General features: G+C 35.8%; 16 protein-coding genes. 2 read left to right on the top strand and 14 right to left on the bottom strand.

The genetic code is table 11. From position 1 onward, the window contains the following. Positions 1-20 precede the first annotated feature (20 nt). Positions 21-659, top strand: coding sequence for a flavin reductase family protein (locus LPC20_RS04765; RefSeq protein ID WP_229326968.1), 639 nt, complete (start codon positions 21-23; stop codon positions 657-659). An 8-nt stretch (positions 660-667) separates the two neighbouring features. On the opposite strand, the gene kynU is transcribed toward LPC20_RS04765, so the two are convergent. From kynU to LPC20_RS04710, 11 genes are all read right to left on the bottom strand, one after another. Beyond that, entirely contained in the window at positions 668-1,945 is a 1,278-nt protein-coding gene (kynU, locus tag LPC20_RS04760) for a kynureninase (protein ID WP_229326965.1), read from the bottom strand. Positions 1,946-2,252: 307 nt separating this feature from the next. Then, the gene (queA, locus tag LPC20_RS04755) at positions 2,253-3,302 is read right to left on the bottom strand and encodes a tRNA preQ1(34) S-adenosylmethionine ribosyltransferase-isomerase QueA (protein WP_229326963.1); all 1,050 of its coding nucleotides are present in this window, start codon (positions 3,300-3,302) and stop codon (positions 2,253-2,255) included. 163 nt (positions 3,303-3,465) lie between these two features. Next, positions 3,466-4,692 carry a 3-phosphoshikimate 1-carboxyvinyltransferase gene (gene aroA / locus LPC20_RS04750; protein WP_229326961.1) on the bottom strand — a complete coding sequence of 409 codons (1,227 nt, stop codon included), beginning with the start codon at positions 4,690-4,692 and terminating at the stop codon, positions 3,466-3,468. A gap of 33 nt (positions 4,693-4,725) precedes the next feature. Then, a complete protein-coding gene (locus LPC20_RS04745; protein WP_179001729.1) occupies positions 4,726-5,052 on the bottom strand; it encodes a nucleotide pyrophosphohydrolase in 327 nt (108 codons plus the stop codon). Beyond that, the gene (gene dtd, locus LPC20_RS04740) at positions 5,052-5,504 is read right to left on the bottom strand and encodes a D-aminoacyl-tRNA deacylase (RefSeq protein ID WP_229326960.1); all 453 of its coding nucleotides are present in this window, start codon (positions 5,502-5,504) and stop codon (positions 5,052-5,054) included. The genes LPC20_RS04745 and dtd overlap by 1 nt, the downstream gene beginning before the upstream one ends. A gap of 52 nt (positions 5,505-5,556) precedes the next feature. Beyond that, positions 5,557-5,916 carry a four helix bundle protein gene (locus LPC20_RS04735; protein ID WP_229326958.1) on the bottom strand — a complete coding sequence of 120 codons (360 nt, stop codon included), beginning with the start codon at positions 5,914-5,916 and terminating at the stop codon, positions 5,557-5,559. 23 nt (positions 5,917-5,939) lie between these two features. Continuing rightward, positions 5,940-6,917, bottom strand: a complete 978-nt coding sequence (gene rsgA / locus LPC20_RS04730; RefSeq protein WP_229326956.1) for a ribosome small subunit-dependent GTPase A — start codon at positions 6,915-6,917, stop codon at positions 5,940-5,942. Positions 6,918-7,155: 238 nt separating this feature from the next. After that, positions 7,156-8,238, bottom strand: coding sequence for a bifunctional 3-deoxy-7-phosphoheptulonate synthase/chorismate mutase type II (locus LPC20_RS04725; RefSeq protein ID WP_229326954.1), 1,083 nt, complete (start codon positions 8,236-8,238; stop codon positions 7,156-7,158). Between the two features lie 11 nt (positions 8,239-8,249). Further along, entirely contained in the window at positions 8,250-9,107 is an 858-nt protein-coding gene (locus tag LPC20_RS04720; protein WP_229326952.1) for a prephenate dehydrogenase, read from the bottom strand. A 57-nt stretch (positions 9,108-9,164) separates the two neighbouring features. Next, the gene (locus LPC20_RS04715; RefSeq protein ID WP_229326951.1) at positions 9,165-10,310 is read right to left on the bottom strand and encodes a pyridoxal phosphate-dependent aminotransferase; all 1,146 of its coding nucleotides are present in this window, start codon (positions 10,308-10,310) and stop codon (positions 9,165-9,167) included. A gap of 27 nt (positions 10,311-10,337) precedes the next feature. Next, a complete protein-coding gene (locus tag LPC20_RS04710; protein WP_229326950.1) occupies positions 10,338-11,165 on the bottom strand; it encodes a prephenate dehydratase in 828 nt (275 codons plus the stop codon). A gap of 393 nt (positions 11,166-11,558) precedes the next feature. On the opposite strand from LPC20_RS04710, the gene gldA reads away from it, so the two are divergent. Beyond that, positions 11,559-12,455, top strand: a complete 897-nt coding sequence (gldA, locus tag LPC20_RS04705; protein ID WP_229326949.1) for a gliding motility-associated ABC transporter ATP-binding subunit GldA — start codon at positions 11,559-11,561, stop codon at positions 12,453-12,455. 53 nt (positions 12,456-12,508) lie between these two features. Here gldA and metF read toward each other — a convergent pair whose 3' ends face one another. The 3 genes from metF to LPC20_RS04690 form a co-directional block, all read right to left on the bottom strand. After that, entirely contained in the window at positions 12,509-13,465 is a 957-nt protein-coding gene (gene metF, locus LPC20_RS04700; protein ID WP_229326948.1) for a methylenetetrahydrofolate reductase [NAD(P)H], read from the bottom strand. 81 nt (positions 13,466-13,546) lie between these two features. Then, positions 13,547-16,225, bottom strand: coding sequence for a methionine synthase (metH, locus tag LPC20_RS04695; protein ID WP_229326947.1), 2,679 nt, complete (start codon positions 16,223-16,225; stop codon positions 13,547-13,549). Positions 16,226-16,265: 40 nt separating this feature from the next. Further along, a complete protein-coding gene (locus LPC20_RS04690) occupies positions 16,266-17,252 on the bottom strand; it encodes a homocysteine S-methyltransferase family protein (protein ID WP_229326946.1) in 987 nt (328 codons plus the stop codon). Between the last annotated feature and the right edge of the window lie 93 nt (positions 17,253-17,345).

Raw genomic sequence — 17,345 nt, 5'->3', positions numbered from 1 at the left:
TTGTGCAAAATACAGCCCGCATGAAAAATATTTCGAAAGAAGAAATAACAAAGATGGACAAAGTACCTCGCTTGAATTTAATTAATTCGTGTACGGGATACAAATCAACTAATTTGATTGCTACACAGTCTGTAAATGGCGGATCGAACGTCGCTATTTTTAGCAGCGTGACTCACCTAGGAAGCGATCCAGCCTTAATTGGTTTTATTATGAGACCTACTACTGTTCCTCGTGATACGTACAAAAACATCAAGGAAACTGGTTACTTTACAATTAATCACGTAACTGTTGATATGATTGAAGATGCCCATCATAGTTCGGCTAATTATGATTTAGGTATTTCTGAGTTTGATAAAACGAATCTGGAAGCAGAATACAAAGAAGGTATTGCAACACCATTTGTAAAAGGTAGTCCTGTGCAATTGTATTGCAAATATCTCAATGAATACCACATTAAAGAAAATGATACTATTCACATTATTGCTTCTATTGAAGAATTATTTTTTGATGAAGTATTACAACATGAAGACGGCTGGTTACAATTAGACAAAGGAAATGTTGTAACCGTAAATGGTTTAGATGGTTATTGCTTACCTAAATTAGTAGACCGTTTAAAATATGCTAGAAAAAATCAACCAACAGAATCTTTTTTGAAATAAACAATTTTTTATTTATTCAATATTCCCGTTTTCAAAATTTGCCCAAATCGATAAATATCTTCGTAAGAGGTGTATAAAGGAACTGGAGCAAATCGAATTACATTCGGTTCGCGCCAATCCACAATTACTCCATTTTTCATTAGATAATCAAATAGACTTCGGCCTTCTCCATGTAAAAAAACCGAGAGTTGACAGCCTCTTTCCAGTTGATTAGCAGGTGTAATAATTTCGAAATTACCCTTTACTTCTCGGTCAATTTCGTGTAATACAAACTCTAAATAGGAGGTTATTGTATTTCTTTTTGCAATTAAAGTCGCCATACCTATTTCGGCAAAAAGTTCCACCGAAGCCAAATAGGGTGCTAAAGATAAAATAGGTAAATTACTAATTTGCCAACCATCTGCGCCTTGAACTGGGTCAAAATTAGGTTCCATTTTGAATCGGCGTTCTTTATTATGTCCCCACCAACCGGCTAATCTTGGCAATTCAGAATTAGTGTGGTGTTTCTCGTGGATAAAACAGCCTGAAGCATTTCCGGGCCCTGAATTCATATATTTATAACTGCACCAAGCAGCAAAATCTACTTGCCAATCGTGCAATTGCAACTCGATATTTCCAGCGGCATGCGCTAAATCCCATCCGACATAAGCCCCAGCTTTATGTCCTGCCTCGGTAATGGTTTTCAAGTCAAAAACCTGTCCGGTATAATAATTGACCCCGCCAATTAAGACCAAAGCCAACTCATCTCCCACTTCTTGAATTTTTGCTAATACATCTTCTAATCGAATATTATGTTCTCCTTCTCTACGCTTAATTTCTACTATAGCATCTTCTGGTTCATACCCATGAAAACGGACTTGACTTTGAAACATATATTGATCTGAAGGGAAGGCTTTTTCTTCGCAAATAATTTTATATCGTTTGGATGTTGGTTGATAAAACGAAACCATTAGTAAATGAAGGTTTACTGTTAAAGTATTCATTACAGTAACTTCAGTAGGCAATGCTCCAACTATTTTACTCAACGGATTTGCAAAACGTTCGTGGTAATCCCACCAAGGTTTTTTGGCATAAAAATGACCTTCAACAGCTAACGTTGCCCAATCGTTCATTACCTCATCTACATAGGTTTTGGCTCTTTTGGGTTGTAATCCCAAAGAGTTTCCTGTAAAGTAAATCACTTTCTTTCCATTAACTTGTGGGAAATAAAATTCATTCTGATAATGACCTAATGTATCTTGAGAATCTAGTTGCTGTGCAAAAGCTAGGTTGTTTTCGAATTTCATTTATACGTATTTTATGAAGTAAAAATAGCAAACTAATATGAAAAAACACGAATGACACGAATTTGAACGAAGAATTAAAACACGAATTAAACGAATTACACAAATTAAACGAATAAAATAAAGCATTGGGTTTGCGTGAGGGATAGCAACGAAAAGCCCACAGTGGTGTGTAGCGAATGCGGAACAGCACGAGGACTTGAAGTGTATAGCCCGACCCAAGTGTTGGATCCAGGAAGGGTAAGGGTCACGCCCCCAAAAAAAATCTCGCCATGACTGACGAGATTTTATAATATTTAAAATGATTTAGCTATAAGATTAACATAGCATCTCCATACGAATAGAATTTGTATTCTTCTTTGATTGCTTCTTCATAGGCACGTTTCATTAAATCGTGACCACAGAAAGCAGAAATCATCATTAATAAAGTCGATTTGGGTGTATGGAAATTGGTAATCATACAATCGGCTATACTGAAATCGTGAGGAGGAAAAATAAATTTATTAGTCCAACCGTCAAAAGGATTTAATGTTCTTTGTGAAGAAACAGCACTTTCAATTGCTCTCATAGAAGTAGTTCCAACTGCACAAACTCGTTTCTTGTTCAACTTTGCATTGTTAACAACATCACAAGCTTCTTGAGTAATTTTTAACTCCTCTGAATCCATTTTGTGTTTCGATAAATCTTCCACCTCAACTGGGTTAAAAGTTCCTAAACCAACGTGAAGTGTTACTTCGGCAAAATTAACTCCTTTGATTTCTAATTTTTTAAGTAAATGCTTAGAGAAATGTAATCCTGCGGTTGGCGCAGCAACCGAACCTTCTTCTTTGGCATAAATAGTTTGGTAACGTTCTGCATCTTCTGGAGTTACGTCACGTGAGATGTATTTTGGGATTGGGGTTTCTCCTAATTCAGTTAATTTGTTTCTGAATTCTTCATACGAACCATCGTAAAGAAAACGCAATGTTCTACCACGAGAAGTTGTGTTATCAATAACCTCAGCTACTAATGAATCATCGTCTCCAAAATACAATTTATTTCCGATTCTGATTTTACGAGCTGGATCAACTAATACGTCCCAAAGGCGTTGTTCAGCATTCAACTCACGTAACAAAAATACTTCAATTCTTGCTCCAGTTTTTTCTTTGTTTCCGTACAAACGTGCTGGAAAAACTTTGGTGTTATTCAAAATCATTACATCTCCGTCATCAAAATAATCGATAACATCTTTGAACATTTTGTGTTCTATCGTTTGTTTTTTACGGTCAATAACCATTAAACGAGACTCGTCTCTGTTCTCTGCTGGAAACTCAGCTAAAAGTTCTTTTGGTAAATTGAATTGAAAGTGTGATAATTTCATTGAATAAAGTTTATGTGTTTAAAAGTTTAAATGTTTATACACTATAAACATTTAAACTTGGAATGCAAATATACGACTGCGAAAGAGGCGTTGTCAAGTGTTTTGGTGTTTATTTTTACCAACCCAATGATAGAAAGGGATTTCGACTATTCAATAATCTAATTTAAGCGGTTTCTTCTATTGCAAAGCCCAAACTTTTCAAATCTTCCCAAAAATCAGGGTAGGATTTTGAGACTACTTCGGCATTTTCAATATAAATTGGCACTCGCAAAGCCAAAGGCGCAAATGCCATTGCCATTCGGTGATCATTATACGTAGCGATAGTAATATTTGGATTAATTTTTTTGGTAGCAACCAAAGTCAAACTATCATTGGTTACCGAAATATTGGCTCCCAACTTAGTAAGTTCAATTCGTAGTGCTTCTAAACGATCTGTTTCTTTGATTTTTAAAGTATGCAAACCAGTTAGATGACAACCAATTCCTAAACCTAAACAGGTAACGACAATAGTTTGCGCAATATCAGGTGTATTGTTCAAGTCGAAAGTAACGTCTTGGTAATTGAAATTGGCTTGTTTGTTTAAAGTCAATTGGTTTCCGTTAAATTGAGATTTCACTCCCATAGCTTTGTAAAGGTTTACCAAATCCGAATCGCCTTGTAAACTATTTTCTTTATAACTTGAAATGGTGATGGAAGCAGCATCTGCTAAAGCGGCAATACTAAAATAATACGAAGCCGAGCTCCAATCGGACTCCACGGTCATTTCTTTAGTTTTGACTGCTGGTTTTGGCGCAACGGTAATGACATTTCCTTCAAAACTAGTTTGAATATTTAAATCATTGAGTAACGCCAAAGTCATTTTAATATAAGGAATGGAAGTAATTTCTCCTTCTAAAGTCAACTCTAAACCATTTTCAAGTTTTGGGGCTACTAACAGTAAAGCCGAAATGTATTGACTACTAACATTGGCAGCTAAATTCACTTTAGAAGCCGTGATTTTTTGACCTTTGATTCGGATAGGTGGATAACCCACTTCTTTTTCGTAAGTTATAACAGCACCTAATTGTTCTAAGGCGTCTACCAAAATTTTAATCGGACGCTCTTGCATTCGGCTAGAGCCTGTCAACACTACTTCACGACCTTCATTTACAGCAAAGTAAGCGGTAAGAAAACGCATTGCTGTTCCTGCGTGATGAATATCTACAATTGCATCTGATCCAATCAATGCTTTTTCCATCACTTCGCTATCATCTGAATTGGAAGTATTGGCTAAAGTAATATTGGAAAACAAAGCTTTCAGTAACAACAAACGGTTGGTTTCGCTTTTGGAACCCGTAATTTTTATTGCAGCATTGATTTCAGATAGCGCAGATTGTAGTAGTAATTTCATTCTGTTGTGTGTTGTTCAGTAATTGGGTGCAAATTATTTCAATTTTTCATTATTCTTGTGACGGTCTTTATCGCGAACCGATTTCAAATCCATTTTCTTGTCAAAAGCCGCTTGTAAGTCAATTCCGGTTTGGTTGGCCAAACACAAGACTACAAAAACCACGTCAGCCAGTTCTTCACCTAAATCTTTATTTTTATCCGATTCTTTCTCAGATTGTTCCCCATAACGACGGGCAATAATTCGAGCGACTTCACCTACTTCTTCTGTCAATTGCGCCATATTGGTCAATTCGTTAAAGTAGCGAACTCCGTGTTCTTTAATCCAAGTATCTACGTCTAGTTGTGCGTTTTTTAAATCCATTATTCCTTATTTTTACTATCCATAATTATAGTCACAGGGCCATCATTCAGTAAAGCTACTTTCATATCTGCGCCAAAAATACCTGTTGGTACTTTTTTACTTAATTTATGTTCTAATGCAGTTACAAATTTTTCATAAAGTGGAATTGCCACTTCTGGTCTAGCCGCTTTGATATACGAAGGACGGTTGCCTTTTTTGGTAGCTGCATGGAGCGTAAACTGACTTAGTACAAGTAGATCTCCATTTACCTCTTCTACGGATAAATTCATTACTTCATTTTCATCACCAAAAATACGTAGTTGTGTAATTTTGGTAACCAACCAATCAATATCTTCTTGGGTATCGGCATCTTCAATTCCTACTAAGACTAACAATCCTTTTTGGATTTCTCCTACTATTTTTTCAGAAACGGAAACTGATGCCGAAGAAACTCTTTGTAAAACTACTCTCATAAAAATTATAAATTATGAATTGTGAATTGTAAATTTTCGAAACCAATCATAATTATCTTTTTAAATTGTTCTTTGTTGAAATAATAATGGAAGCTAGTATTTTATTTATTTCGACAATATCTGAATTTAATGATTGAAATTGAGACTCATTTAAATAATCAGATTGAAATAATAATTCTAACCAGTAATCACTTTCGTTAGCTTCTTTTTGAGCAATAGCTAATTTATGAATAAAATCTTGTTTACTTTCAGCATGTTCGGATTCTCTAACCAACGCTCCAATTGAAGTTCCGCTTCGCAATAATTGCTTACTCAAAACAAATTCTTTTTTTTCTGAACTTAAAAATTGATACAATTTTACAATTCGCAAAGCAAAAGCAAATGATTTGGTTTTTATAATATTTTCAGCCATAATTCACCATTTATAATTCATAATTAATTTCTGGTTTTATCGCTAGCTATTCGGTCTTCATTATACACATCGGTGCGGTAATGTTCGTCATCGCCTTCTAAAATTTTTAAATAGCTGTTGTAACGCGACCAAGCAATTTCATCATTTTCTAAAGCGGCTTTTATAGCGCAATGTGGCTCTTCTTTGTGCAAACAATTATTGAATTTGCATTGGTCTTGTAATTTGAAAAATTCCGGAAAGTAACCTCCAACCTCTTCTTTTTCCATATCTACAATCCCAAATCCTTTAATTCCTGGCGTATCAATAATCTTGGCCCCAAAACTCAAATCATACATTTCGGCAAAAGTGGTCGTATGTTGTCCTTGTTTACTTTGCTCCGAAATATTTTTTGTTTTCAAATGTAAGGAAGGTTCTAATGCATTAACCAAAGTCGATTTTCCTACACCAGAATGTCCCGAAAACATGCTCACTTTATCTAACATCAATTGTTTTAATTCTTCGACTCCTTTTCCTTCAGTTGACGAAACACGCAAACAACGATACCCAATTTCTTGATACATATGTTGCATGTACAATTGCTCGTCTAAAGAAGCATCCGTTAAGGTGTCAATTTTGTTAAAAACCAAAACCGTTTCAATACCGTAGGCTTCGGCTGTAACCAAAAAACGGTCAATAAAACTAGTTGTTGTAGGCGGGTTATCAATCGTAATCAATAAAAAAACCTGATCAATATTGGATGCAATAATATGGATTTGCTTGGATAAATTTACCGATTTACGAACAATATAATTCTTTCTATCGTGAATGTTATGAATAGTTCCCGTTACAGTATCTGAACTATTGTCTAATTCATAATCTACCACATCTCCTACAGCAATTGGATTGGTACTTTTAATCCCTTTCATACGGAACTTCCCTTTCATACGACATTCCATAAAATCACCTGTTTCAGATTTTACAGTGTACCAACTTCCTGTAGATTTATAAACGATTCCTGTCATAAAGGATTTTTGAATGTAGATTAACGATATTAGACTTATGATTTAAAAACCTAAAACTAGTTACAAAGATAAATGATACATTATGTTTATACAGACAGTTTATTATAAAATTTAAAAAAAGATGACTTATTAATAAGCAAAAATCCCAAAAGTATAAGCCTTGGGATTTTAATAAATTTTAATTTATAACTCAAGAAATCTAAAATATTAAATCGTTAATCCTCGATAACAAATCATTTTATGAATTCAATATTTTTTCTTGTTGTTCGATGCTTTCTTGGTGAATTCCTTTGAACAATTTAATGATAAATTCTTCTGACAATCCTTTTTTAGCGCCTTCAGCTGTCATTTTTGCTTGAATTTCATTCCAACGACTGTTTTGCAAAACCGCTACGTTAGCTTCTTTCTTCACTTGGCCAATTTCTGCCGCGACTTGCATACGTTTTCCAAGAACCTCTAATAAATTAGCATCTAAAACATCAATATTCGCTCTTAACTTAGTCATTTTATTGTCAAAATCAGCAGTATCTCCAGTTTGTTTTCTAATTTTCAAATCTTTAAAAATTTGTTTCAAAGTATCAGGAGTAACTTGTTGTGCTGCGTCACTCCATGCATTATCTGGATCAATATGCGTTTCGATAATCATACCGTCGTAATTCAAATCTAATGCCTCTTGAGTCACTTCTAATATCATATTACGATTTCCCGTGATGTGAGATGGATCAATAATCAAAGGCAAATCAGGGAATTTGTTTTGCAATTCGATAGCTATTTGCCATTCTGGAATGTTTCTATATTTTGTTTTTTGGTAGGTAGAGAAACCTCTATGAATTACTCCTAATTTCTTAATTCCAGCAGCATGCAAACGTTCTACACCACCTAACCATAAAGCCATATCTGGGTTTACTGGATTTTTAATCAACACTATTTTATCAGTTCCCTTTAAGGTGTCCGCAATTTCTTGAACCGCAAATGGATTCGCTGTTGTACGTGCTCCCACCCATAAAACATCAATATCATATTCCAAAGCTAATTTACAGTGTGCTGCAGTAGCTACTTCAGTACCCATTAGTAAACCTGTTTCTTCTTTGGCTTTTTTTAACCATTTCAATCCAATTTCACCTACACCTTCAAAGCCTCCTGGACGAGTTCTAGGTTTCCATATACCAGCTCTAAAAATACTTACGTCTGAATCTTTTAATTCGTGAGCAATTTTTAAAACTTGCTCTTCAGTCTCAGCACTACATGGACCAGCTATTACTAATGGATGATCCAATTTGAATGCCTCCAACCAACTTCTCATTTCTTTACTATTTTCCATCTTTACTAAAATTACTTTTTTATGTTTATTCCGTTTAATATTTCTTTAATTCTATTGACACTTTGCATCTCATTATAAATTGCATCATAATCACCATTTTCTAATAACTCTTTAAAATTAGTTAAATTAGAAATGTATTCTTCTAAGGTATTCACCACTTGTTCTTTATTCTGTTTGAAAATCGGTGTCCACATCGCTGGCGAACTTTTAGCTAAACGCACTGTACTTTCAAATCCACTGCCTGCCATATCAAAAATATCTTGTTCTTCTGTTTCTTTATCAATTACAGTCTTTCCTAACATGAACGAACTAATGTGCGACAAATGAGACACATACGCAATATGTTTGTCATGCGCTTCGGGATCCATATAGCGGATGCGCATTCCTAAAGCCGTAAACAATTGCAAGGCTTTTTCTTGTAATTTAAAAGTTGTTTTTTCTACCTCACAAATGATATTCGTCTTTTCTTGAAACAATCCTTTTATGGCTGCCGAAGGTCCTGAAAACTCCGTTCCTGCAATGGGATGTGTTGCAATATAATTGCGACGCTTGGGATGATTAGCCACTGCTTCACAAATAGGTAACTTGGTGGAACCTACTTCAAAAACAATTGTATTCTCACCAACAGCATCCAATACTTGTGGCAAAACTACCAAGGCAATATCTACTGGAACCGAAACAATCACAAAATCTGCATCGGCTAAATCTTCAGTGCTTCCTGCTTTTTCAACAACGCCTAAATCAATGGCTTCTTGCAAATGGTTCTCATTCGCATCTATCCCTAGAATAGTCGCATCCGGATGCAGCGCTTTGATGTCTAAAACCATCGAACCACCTATTAAACCTATACCTATTACAACTACTTTCATTTTTTGTTTTTTTATTCCTACTCCAATTATAAATAATGATGTAGAAAAATCTGAAATCTAAAATCGATCAATCGCTTCTTGTACTACTTCTTCTTTTACACAAAGTGCAAATCGAATGTAACCTTCTCCATTACTTCCAAAAATTGTTCCCGGGGTAATAAAAATATGTTTCTCGTATAAAATTTGGTCGATAAATGCTTCTGAAGAAGAAATTCCTGCTGGCAATTTTGCCCAAACAAACAAGCCTACTCCTTCTTTATACACTTCGCAACCTAATTTCTCTGCCAATTGTTCGGTTAAAATGCGACGTTTTCTATAAATAACGTTCATCGATTCGAACCAAGAAGCATCACTTTTTAAAGCTGCAATAGCACCTTTTTGTATCCCGTAAAACATTCCGCTATCCATATTACTTTTTACTTTCAAAACGGCATCAATACAAGCAGCGTTTCCTAAAACCATCCCAACGCGCCATCCGGCCATATTGAAGGTTTTACTCAATGAATTCAGTTCCAATGCTACTTCTTTTGCACTTTCGACTTGTAATAAACTCATCGGATTGTCATTCAAAACAAAACTGTACGGATTGTCATTAACTAACAAAATACTGTGTTTTTTGGCGAAAGCCACTAATTTTTCAAACAAAGCTAAACTTCCTCTCGCTCCCGTTGGCATGTGCGGATAACCCACCCACATAATCTTCACTTTGGATAAATCCAATTGTTCCAACGCCTCAAAATCAGGTTCCCAATTCGTGCTTTCTTTTAAATCATAATACACAGGAACCGCTCCTACTAAATTCGTCACCGAAGTATAAGTTGGATATCCTGGATTAGGAATCAACACCTGGTCTCCTTCATTCAAGAAAGCCAAAGAAATATGCATAATCCCTTCTTTAGATCCCATCAAAGGCAAAATTTCAGTGGTAGGATTCATAACCACTCCAAAGTTGTTCTGATAAAAATCAGCCATACTTTGACGCAATTCAGGTATGCCTTGATAACTTTGGTATTGGTGCGCATTTTCTTCTTGCATTGCCGAAACCACAGCTTCAATAACCGCTTGCGAAGGCTTCAAATCGGGACTTCCAATTCCCATATTGATGATGGGTTTTCCTTCTGCAGCCAATTGCCTTACTTCTCTCAATTTGGAGGAGAAATAATATTCTTCTACTATATCTAAACGTTTTGCCGTTGTAATCATCTCAGTTATTCTAATTTTATATCAACCTCAAGGTTTTGTATTCTTATATTCTCCCAAAACTTTGAAATACTCGGCCATAATGTCGATTAAGGCTTTTGCTTTGGCATAATCTTCGTATTTCTCAAAGGTCACATCTACAAAAAACGAATATTTCCATGGCGTTTCAATTTTGGGTAACGACTGAATCTTGGTCAAATTCAATTTGCAATCGCTCATTACATTTAGTACCGCAGCCAAACTACCGCGTTTGTGATCCAATTCAAATTTGAGAGAAGCTCTGTTAATTTCATCTGTCGATAAAAGTGACTGTGTTTTACTAATAATTACAAAACGTGTCATGTTATTATTAATCGTTTGAATCTCTGGCGCCAAAATTTCCAAATCATACATTTCAGCAGCAACTTTACTAGCAATGGCGGCAATTCCTTTTAATTGTTTTTCGTGAATTCTTCGAGCTGTTTCTGCTGTATCCTTATCTTCAACAATTTTAATATGAGGATACTGTTTCAAAAACTCCATACATTGCAACAAGGCCATCGGGTGCGAATGCACTTCCTCAATATCTTCTATTTTCTGACCGTTTAACGCCATTAAATTTTGATGAATATCTAAATAATGTTCGCCAATTATGTGCAAATTATTCTTGTCAATCAACGCATAATTAGGAATAATCGGACCTGCAATCGAATTTTCAATCGCCATAACTGCCTGAGTTGACTTTTCAGTCAACAAACTTGCTATTAACTCTTCAAATGACAAACACTCGTCTACTTCAACTTCTTTCTCAAAATACTCTTGAGCCACTTGATGATGGAACGAGCCTTTAATACCTTGTATTGCAATTTTTGCTGCCATAAATTCAAAAAAAAATCCTGATTTTCATCAGGATTGTATATTGTTTTAATTTGCTTTTTAATTTTTCAAATAACCATATAACAATCCTTACTTCCTAAAAAAGAAGTAATAAGTATTGCTAAAATAAAAACGGTTACTACACATATGATGCTTTTTTTGCCTTGTTTAACATTGCAAATATTAGCATTAATTTTAACTCAACCAAGTAAAATAAAGGATATTATAAAACAAAAACAGAATTCTTTATCAAACTATAAAATAATTACAAATTGGCTAAAAAAGTAGTGTTTTAATAATCGATAATTGTGAATTTGAAAATAGTAACCAAATTGAAATCTAAAGAAATAATAAATAATTGCTTTTTCTGTTTACTTTTGTAGTAAATAATAAGCAATGTCAATAGAAATTAAGAACCTTTCTAAAAGTTACGGAACACAAAAAGCATTAGATGCTATTTCATTTGCTATCAAAAAAGGAGAAATTGTGGGTTTTTTAGGTCCCAACGGAGCTGGAAAATCGACTTTGATGAAAATTCTAACTACCTATCTGACAGCTGATGAAGGCAGTGCCAAAGTGAACGACTATGATGTCAATTCGCAACAAAAAGACGTCCAACTTTCTATTGGCTATTTGCCAGAACACAATCCGTTGTATTTGGATTTGTACGTTCGGGAATATTTAGCTTTTAATGCTGATGTATATAAAGTAGCCAAATCACGAATTGAAGAAGTGATTCAATTGACTGGATTAGCTAGTGAAAGTCATAAAAAAATTGGACAACTCTCTAAAGGATACCGCCAACGTGTGGGTTTAGCCAATGCATTATTGCACAACCCTGACGTTTTGATTTTGGACGAACCTACAACAGGTTTGGATCCCAATCAATTGATAGAGATTCGAAATGTGATTAAAAACGCAGGTAAAGACAAAACTGTTTTCCTTTCTACGCATATTATGCAAGAAGTAGAAGCGATTTGCGACCGTGTCATTATTATTGACAAAGGGAAAATTGTAGCCGATACAAAATTGGAAAAATTAATCTCAGAAACCTCTACTCAAATTATCGAAGTAGAGTTTGACCAAGAAGTAACCGAAACCCAAATTGCCACGATTGAAAACATTAGTTCGTATACCAATACCAATGGTACTATTTGGGAATTGACTTTTGCTGCCGATAAAGACATGCGCCCTGTAGTATTTGATTTTGCTACTGCCAACGGATTGAAAACATTACAACTCAACCAGAAAAATAAAAACCTAGAAACGGTGTTCAGAGAGGTTACAAAATAAAAAAGCTTCCAGCCTTTGAAAGATTAGAAGCTTTAAATATCTATAGGTTTCAATTAAAAAACTTTACTCGCTATTTGACGGATATTCTCTGATTTACCCATAGAATAATAATGTAAAAACGGCACTCCAGCAGCTTTTAATTCTAATGACTGTTGTATTGCCCATTCCACTCCTACTTGTCTAATATCAGCTGGTGTTTTACATTTTTCCACTGCATTGATTAAATCTTCTGGTAAGTCAATTCTAAAGATTTGAGGTAAGATTTGCAAATGCCTTTGTACTGCAATCGGTTTTATCCCCGGAATAATAGGAACGTTGATTCCAATTTCTCTTGCTTTGGCAACAAATTCAAAGAATTTTGAATTGTCAAAAAACATTTGAGTTACTACATAATCAGCTCCTGCATCTACTTTTTCTTTCAAACGTTTCAAGTCAGAAGTTAACGATGGTGCCTCCAAATGCTTTTCTGGATAACCCGCTACTCCAATACAAAAATCGGATTTATGTTCGATATCCTTCAAACCGTGTAAATAATTCCCTTGATTCAATTGGTGAATTTGGCTCACCAAATCAGCTGCATAATGGTTTCCGCCTTCTTTCGGAATAAAAGATTGTTCGTCTTTCATGGCATCGCCACGCAAGGCCATTACGTTATCAATACCCAAATAATGACAGTCTACTAAAAGGTACTCCGTTTCTTCTTTGGTAAATCCGCCACAAAGTACGTGAGGTACAGTATCCACATTATACTTGTGTTTAATAGACGCACAAATTCCCAAAGTTCCTGGACGCATTCTGGTTAATTTTTTTTCTAGTAAACCATTGCCTTTATTCACATAAACATATTCCTCACGAGAAGTGGTTACATCTATAAATGGCGGTTTGAATTCCATTAACGGATCTATATTATCATACAATTCCTGGATACTTGTTCCTTTGGTAGGCGGCACAATTTCAAATGAGAATAAAGTTTCTCCTTTGGCTGCTGCTATATGGTCTGTTACTTTCATAGTATCGGTTGTTGGTTGTTGGTTGTCGGTTGTTAGTTGTCGTTTTACTTTAAAACTGACAACAGTCAACCGAGAACTGAATTAATCTGCAATATTCGGAGCCAACCATTTTTGAGCTTGCTCCAGTGTTGTATTTCTTCGTTTCGAATAATCTTCTACTTGATCTTGTTTTATTTTACCCAAACCAAAATACTTACTTTCTGGGTTGGCAAAATAATACCCTGAGACCGATGAAGCCGGCCACATGGCCATACTTTCAGTCAAAGTTACTCCAATTTCTTGTTCCACATTTAAGAGTTTCCAAATCGTTGGTTTTTCTAAATGGTCTGGACAAGCTGGATATCCTGGTGCAGGACGAATTCCTTTATAATTTTCAGCGATCAAATCTTGATTTGATAAATTTTCCTCAGAGGCATAACCCCAAATTTCCTTACGAACTTGCAAATGCAAATATTCAGCAAAGGCTTCCGCCAAACGATCGCCTAAGGCTTTGACCAAAATCGAATTATAATCGTCTAGGTCTTTTTCAAATGCTTTGGCTTTTTCTTCTACTCCAAAACCAGTGGTTACACAAAAACAACCCATATAATCTTGAACTCCTGAATCTTTTGGCGCAATAAAATCAGCTAAGGCGATATTAGGCGCGCCAGCCGTTTTTTGGGATTGTTGACGTAGCGTTAAAAAAGTGAATTGTTGTCCATTATTAGTTGTCAACTGAATGTCATCATCATTAATCGTATTGGCAGGGTAAATTCCTAAAATACCTTTGGCAGTCAACCAATTTTCTTGAATTAACTGATGTAACATTTTTTGTGCATCCGCAAATAAAGACGTAGCTTGTTCTCCAACCACCTCATCGGTTAAAATAGCTGGATACTTTCCGTACAATTCCCAAGAATTGAAAAATGGTGTCCAATCGATAAAATCTACTAAATCAGCAATCGCAACCTCAACGGTTTTTGTACCAATGAAATTAGGTTTTGTTGGCGTATAGGTACTCCAATCTAACTTTAATTTATTTACTCTTGCCTGCTCAATCGTTAGGAAATTTTTATCCCTACTACGATTCAAGTAGCCTTCACGAAGCGCATCGTATTCGGTACGAATGTCTTGTGTGTATTTTTCTTTAGTTTCTGAATTCAATAAGTTTCCAGCAACTGTTACTGCTCTAGAAGCATCGTTTACGTGAACTACTGTCGCTTTATATTGAGGTGCAATTTTCACGGCTGTATGCGCACGCGAAGTGGTTGCTCCACCAATCATAATTGGAATTTGAACATTCAATTTATCCAATTCTTTGGCTAAATATACCATTTCGTCCAGCGAAGGCGTAATCAAACCACTCAATCCAATAACATCTACATTATGCTCGATAGCTGCTGCAATAATTTTCTCAGGCGCTACCATTACACCTAAATCGACTATTTCGTAATTGTTACAAGCTAAAACAACTGAAACAATGTTTTTTCCAATATCGTGAACATCACCTTTCACAGTCGCCATCAATACTTTTCCAGCACTTGAGGAAGCCGAACCGTCTTTAGCCGCTTCAATGAAAGGCAATAAATACGCTACCGCTTTTTTCATTACACGTGCTGATTTAACTACCTGTGGCAAGAACATTTTTCCGCTTCCGAATAAATCGCCTACCACATTCATTCCTGCCATCAAATTGATTTCGATAACTTCAATGGGTTTCGAAGCCGCTTGTCTTGCTTCTTCTACATCTATTTCTATAAATTCGTCAATTCCTTTTACTAACGAATGAGTTAAACGTTCTTGTATTGTTCCTGAACGCCATTCTGCAATTGCTTTTTCATTGGCTTTGAAATCCCCTTTGAAACTTTCTGCTAAATCCAATAAACGCTCTGTAGCATCCTCTCTTCTGTTTAACAAAACATCTTCTACATGTTCTAACAAAACAGGATCAATTTCGTCGTAAATCTCTAACATTTCAGGATTCACGATACCCATTGTCATTCCATTCTTAATGGCGTGGTATAAAAATGCGGAGTGCATTGCCTCACGCACTTTGTCATTTCCTCTAAACGAAAAAGAAACATTACTTACTCCTCCCGAAATATGAGCATACGGCAAGTTTTCTCTAATCCATTTGGTCGCACGGAAAAAGTCCAAAGCATTTAATTTATGCTCTTCCATTCCTGTTGCCACTGGGAAAATATTCGGGTCGAAAATAATGTCTTGAGCAGGAAAACCAACTTTATCGACTAATACATCGTAACTTCTTTTACAAATTTCGATACGTCGCTCGTAATTATCAGCTTGACCCTTTTCGTCAAATGCCATTACAATTACCGCAGCACCGTAACGTTTGATTTTTTTAGCGTATTCAATGAATTTTTCTTCTCCTTCTTTAAGCGAAATAGAATTCACCACCCCTTTTCCTTGAACTACTTTCAATCCCGCTTCGATGATTTCCCATTTAGAGCTATCAATCATTACAGGAACACGAGAAATATCGGGTTCGGCAGCAATTAAATTCAGGAATTTGGTCATGGCATACACCCCGTCCAACATTCCTTCATCCATGTTGACATCAATGATTTGCGCACCACCTTCAACCTGATTTCTAGCGATATCTAAGGCGTCTTCGTATTGCTCTTCTTTGATTAATCGAAGGAATTTTCGGGAACCGGTAACATTAGTTCGTTCCCCCACATTCACAAAATTAGTTTCTGGGGTAATAATTAATGGCTCTAGACCGGATAATTGTAAATATTTCTTTTCGTGTGTACTCATATCGTATAAAAACCTAGTAGGTTTTGAAAACCTTTCCGGTTTAGTTTAATTCAATAGTTCTGGGTTTAAACTCTCTCGCTACATCAGCAATTGCTTTGATGTGATCTGGAGTCGTTCCGCAACAACCTCCAATGATATTGATTAAATTATCTTGTAAATACTCTCTAATCAAAGCCTGCATTTCTTCTGGGGTTTGATCGTAATGTCCAAAGGCATTAGGCAAACCTGCATTCGGATGAGCTGAAATATTCAATTGCGTATTCATCGACAAACGTTTCAAATACGGCTTCAATTGGTCGGCTCCTAAAGCACAATTAAAACCAACGCTCAATAACGGAATGTGTGAAATCGAAATTAAAAAAGCCTCCACCGTTTGGCCCGAAAGTGTTCTTCCTGAAGCATCGGTAATCGTTCCTGAAACCATTACTGGCATATCTATTTTACGTTCTTCTTTTACTTCTTCAATGGCGAAAAGAGCAGCCTTAGCATTCAAAGTATCAAAAATAGTTTCTACTAATAACACATCGCAACCACCATCAATCAAGGCTTCTACTTGTTGCTTGTACGCCACACGCAAATCGTCAAAAGTAACTGCACGATAACCCGGATCGTTTACATCAGGCGACATCGAAGCCGTTCTGTTAGTTGGTCCGATAGAACCAGCTACAAATCGGGGACGGTCTGTAAATTCATCAGCTACTTCTCGGGCAATTTTAGCCGATTGGTAATTCAACTCGTACACTAAATCTTCCAAATGATAATCGGCCATACCGATAGTCGTTCCAGAAAATGTATTGGTTTCTACAATATCAGCTCCCGCTTGAAAATACAAACGGTGGACTTGTTTTACGGCTTCGGGTTGTGTAATCGAAAGTAAATCGTTATTTCCTTTTAACGGATGTGGAAAATCTTTGAAGCGTTCGCCACGAAAATCATCTTCAGAGAAATTGTTACGTTGCAACATGGTTCCCATCGCCCCGTCTAGGACTAAGATTCTTTCTTTTATGGCTTGTTGAATTTTTGACATATTTTTTATTTTGGCCGAAAAGGCACTTCATCAAACTATTATGTTGTTTATTTCTTGGCAAAAAATCCCTTTCTGCCCTTTAGCCCTGACCTG

It is taken from the genome of Flavobacterium ammonificans (assembly GCF_020886115.1).
GTDB lineage: Bacteria > Bacteroidota > Bacteroidia > Flavobacteriales > Flavobacteriaceae > Flavobacterium > Flavobacterium ammonificans.
The sequence above is the reverse complement of the archived record's forward strand: the minus strand, read 5'-3'. Positions and strand labels throughout refer to the sequence as shown.

What these genes read in the sequence shown, in the direction of transcription:
- LPC20_RS04735 (WP_229326958.1), bottom strand. Translation starts at nt 5,916, where the DNA reads ATGGCTGAAAATATTATAAAAACCAAATCATTTGCTTTTGCTTTGCGA.
- gldA (WP_229326949.1), top strand. Translation starts at nt 11,559, where the DNA reads ATGTCAATAGAAATTAAGAACCTTTCTAAAAGTTACGGAACACAAAAA.
- metF (WP_229326948.1), bottom strand. Translation starts at nt 13,465, where the DNA reads ATGAAAGTAACAGACCATATAGCAGCAGCCAAAGGAGAAACTTTATTC.
- LPC20_RS04720 (WP_229326952.1), bottom strand. Translation starts at nt 9,107, where the DNA reads ATGAAAGTAGTTGTAATAGGTATAGGTTTAATAGGTGGTTCGATGGTT.
- metH (WP_229326947.1), bottom strand. Translation starts at nt 16,225, where the DNA reads ATGAGTACACACGAAAAGAAATATTTACAATTATCCGGTCTAGAGCCA.
- LPC20_RS04765 (WP_229326968.1), top strand. Translation starts at nt 21, where the DNA reads ATGAAAAATATTTCGAAAGAAGAAATAACAAAGATGGACAAAGTACCT.
- LPC20_RS04745 (WP_179001729.1), bottom strand. Translation starts at nt 5,052, where the DNA reads ATGGATTTAAAAAACGCACAACTAGACGTAGATACTTGGATTAAAGAA.
- aroA (WP_229326961.1), bottom strand. Translation starts at nt 4,692, where the DNA reads ATGAAATTACTACTACAATCTGCGCTATCTGAAATCAATGCTGCAATA.
- queA (WP_229326963.1), bottom strand. Translation starts at nt 3,302, where the DNA reads ATGAAATTATCACACTTTCAATTCAATTTACCAAAAGAACTTTTAGCT.
- LPC20_RS04715 (WP_229326951.1), bottom strand. Translation starts at nt 10,310, where the DNA reads ATGATTACAACGGCAAAACGTTTAGATATAGTAGAAGAATATTATTTC.
- LPC20_RS04725 (WP_229326954.1), bottom strand. Translation starts at nt 8,238, where the DNA reads ATGGAAAATAGTAAAGAAATGAGAAGTTGGTTGGAGGCATTCAAATTG.
- LPC20_RS04690 (WP_229326946.1), bottom strand. Translation starts at nt 17,252, where the DNA reads ATGTCAAAAATTCAACAAGCCATAAAAGAAAGAATCTTAGTCCTAGAC.
- dtd (WP_229326960.1), bottom strand. Translation starts at nt 5,504, where the DNA reads ATGAGAGTAGTTTTACAAAGAGTTTCTTCGGCATCAGTTTCCGTTTCT.
- kynU (WP_229326965.1), bottom strand. Translation starts at nt 1,945, where the DNA reads ATGAAATTCGAAAACAACCTAGCTTTTGCACAGCAACTAGATTCTCAA.
- LPC20_RS04710 (WP_229326950.1), bottom strand. Translation starts at nt 11,165, where the DNA reads ATGGCAGCAAAAATTGCAATACAAGGTATTAAAGGCTCGTTCCATCAT.
- rsgA (WP_229326956.1), bottom strand. Translation starts at nt 6,917, where the DNA reads ATGACAGGAATCGTTTATAAATCTACAGGAAGTTGGTACACTGTAAAA.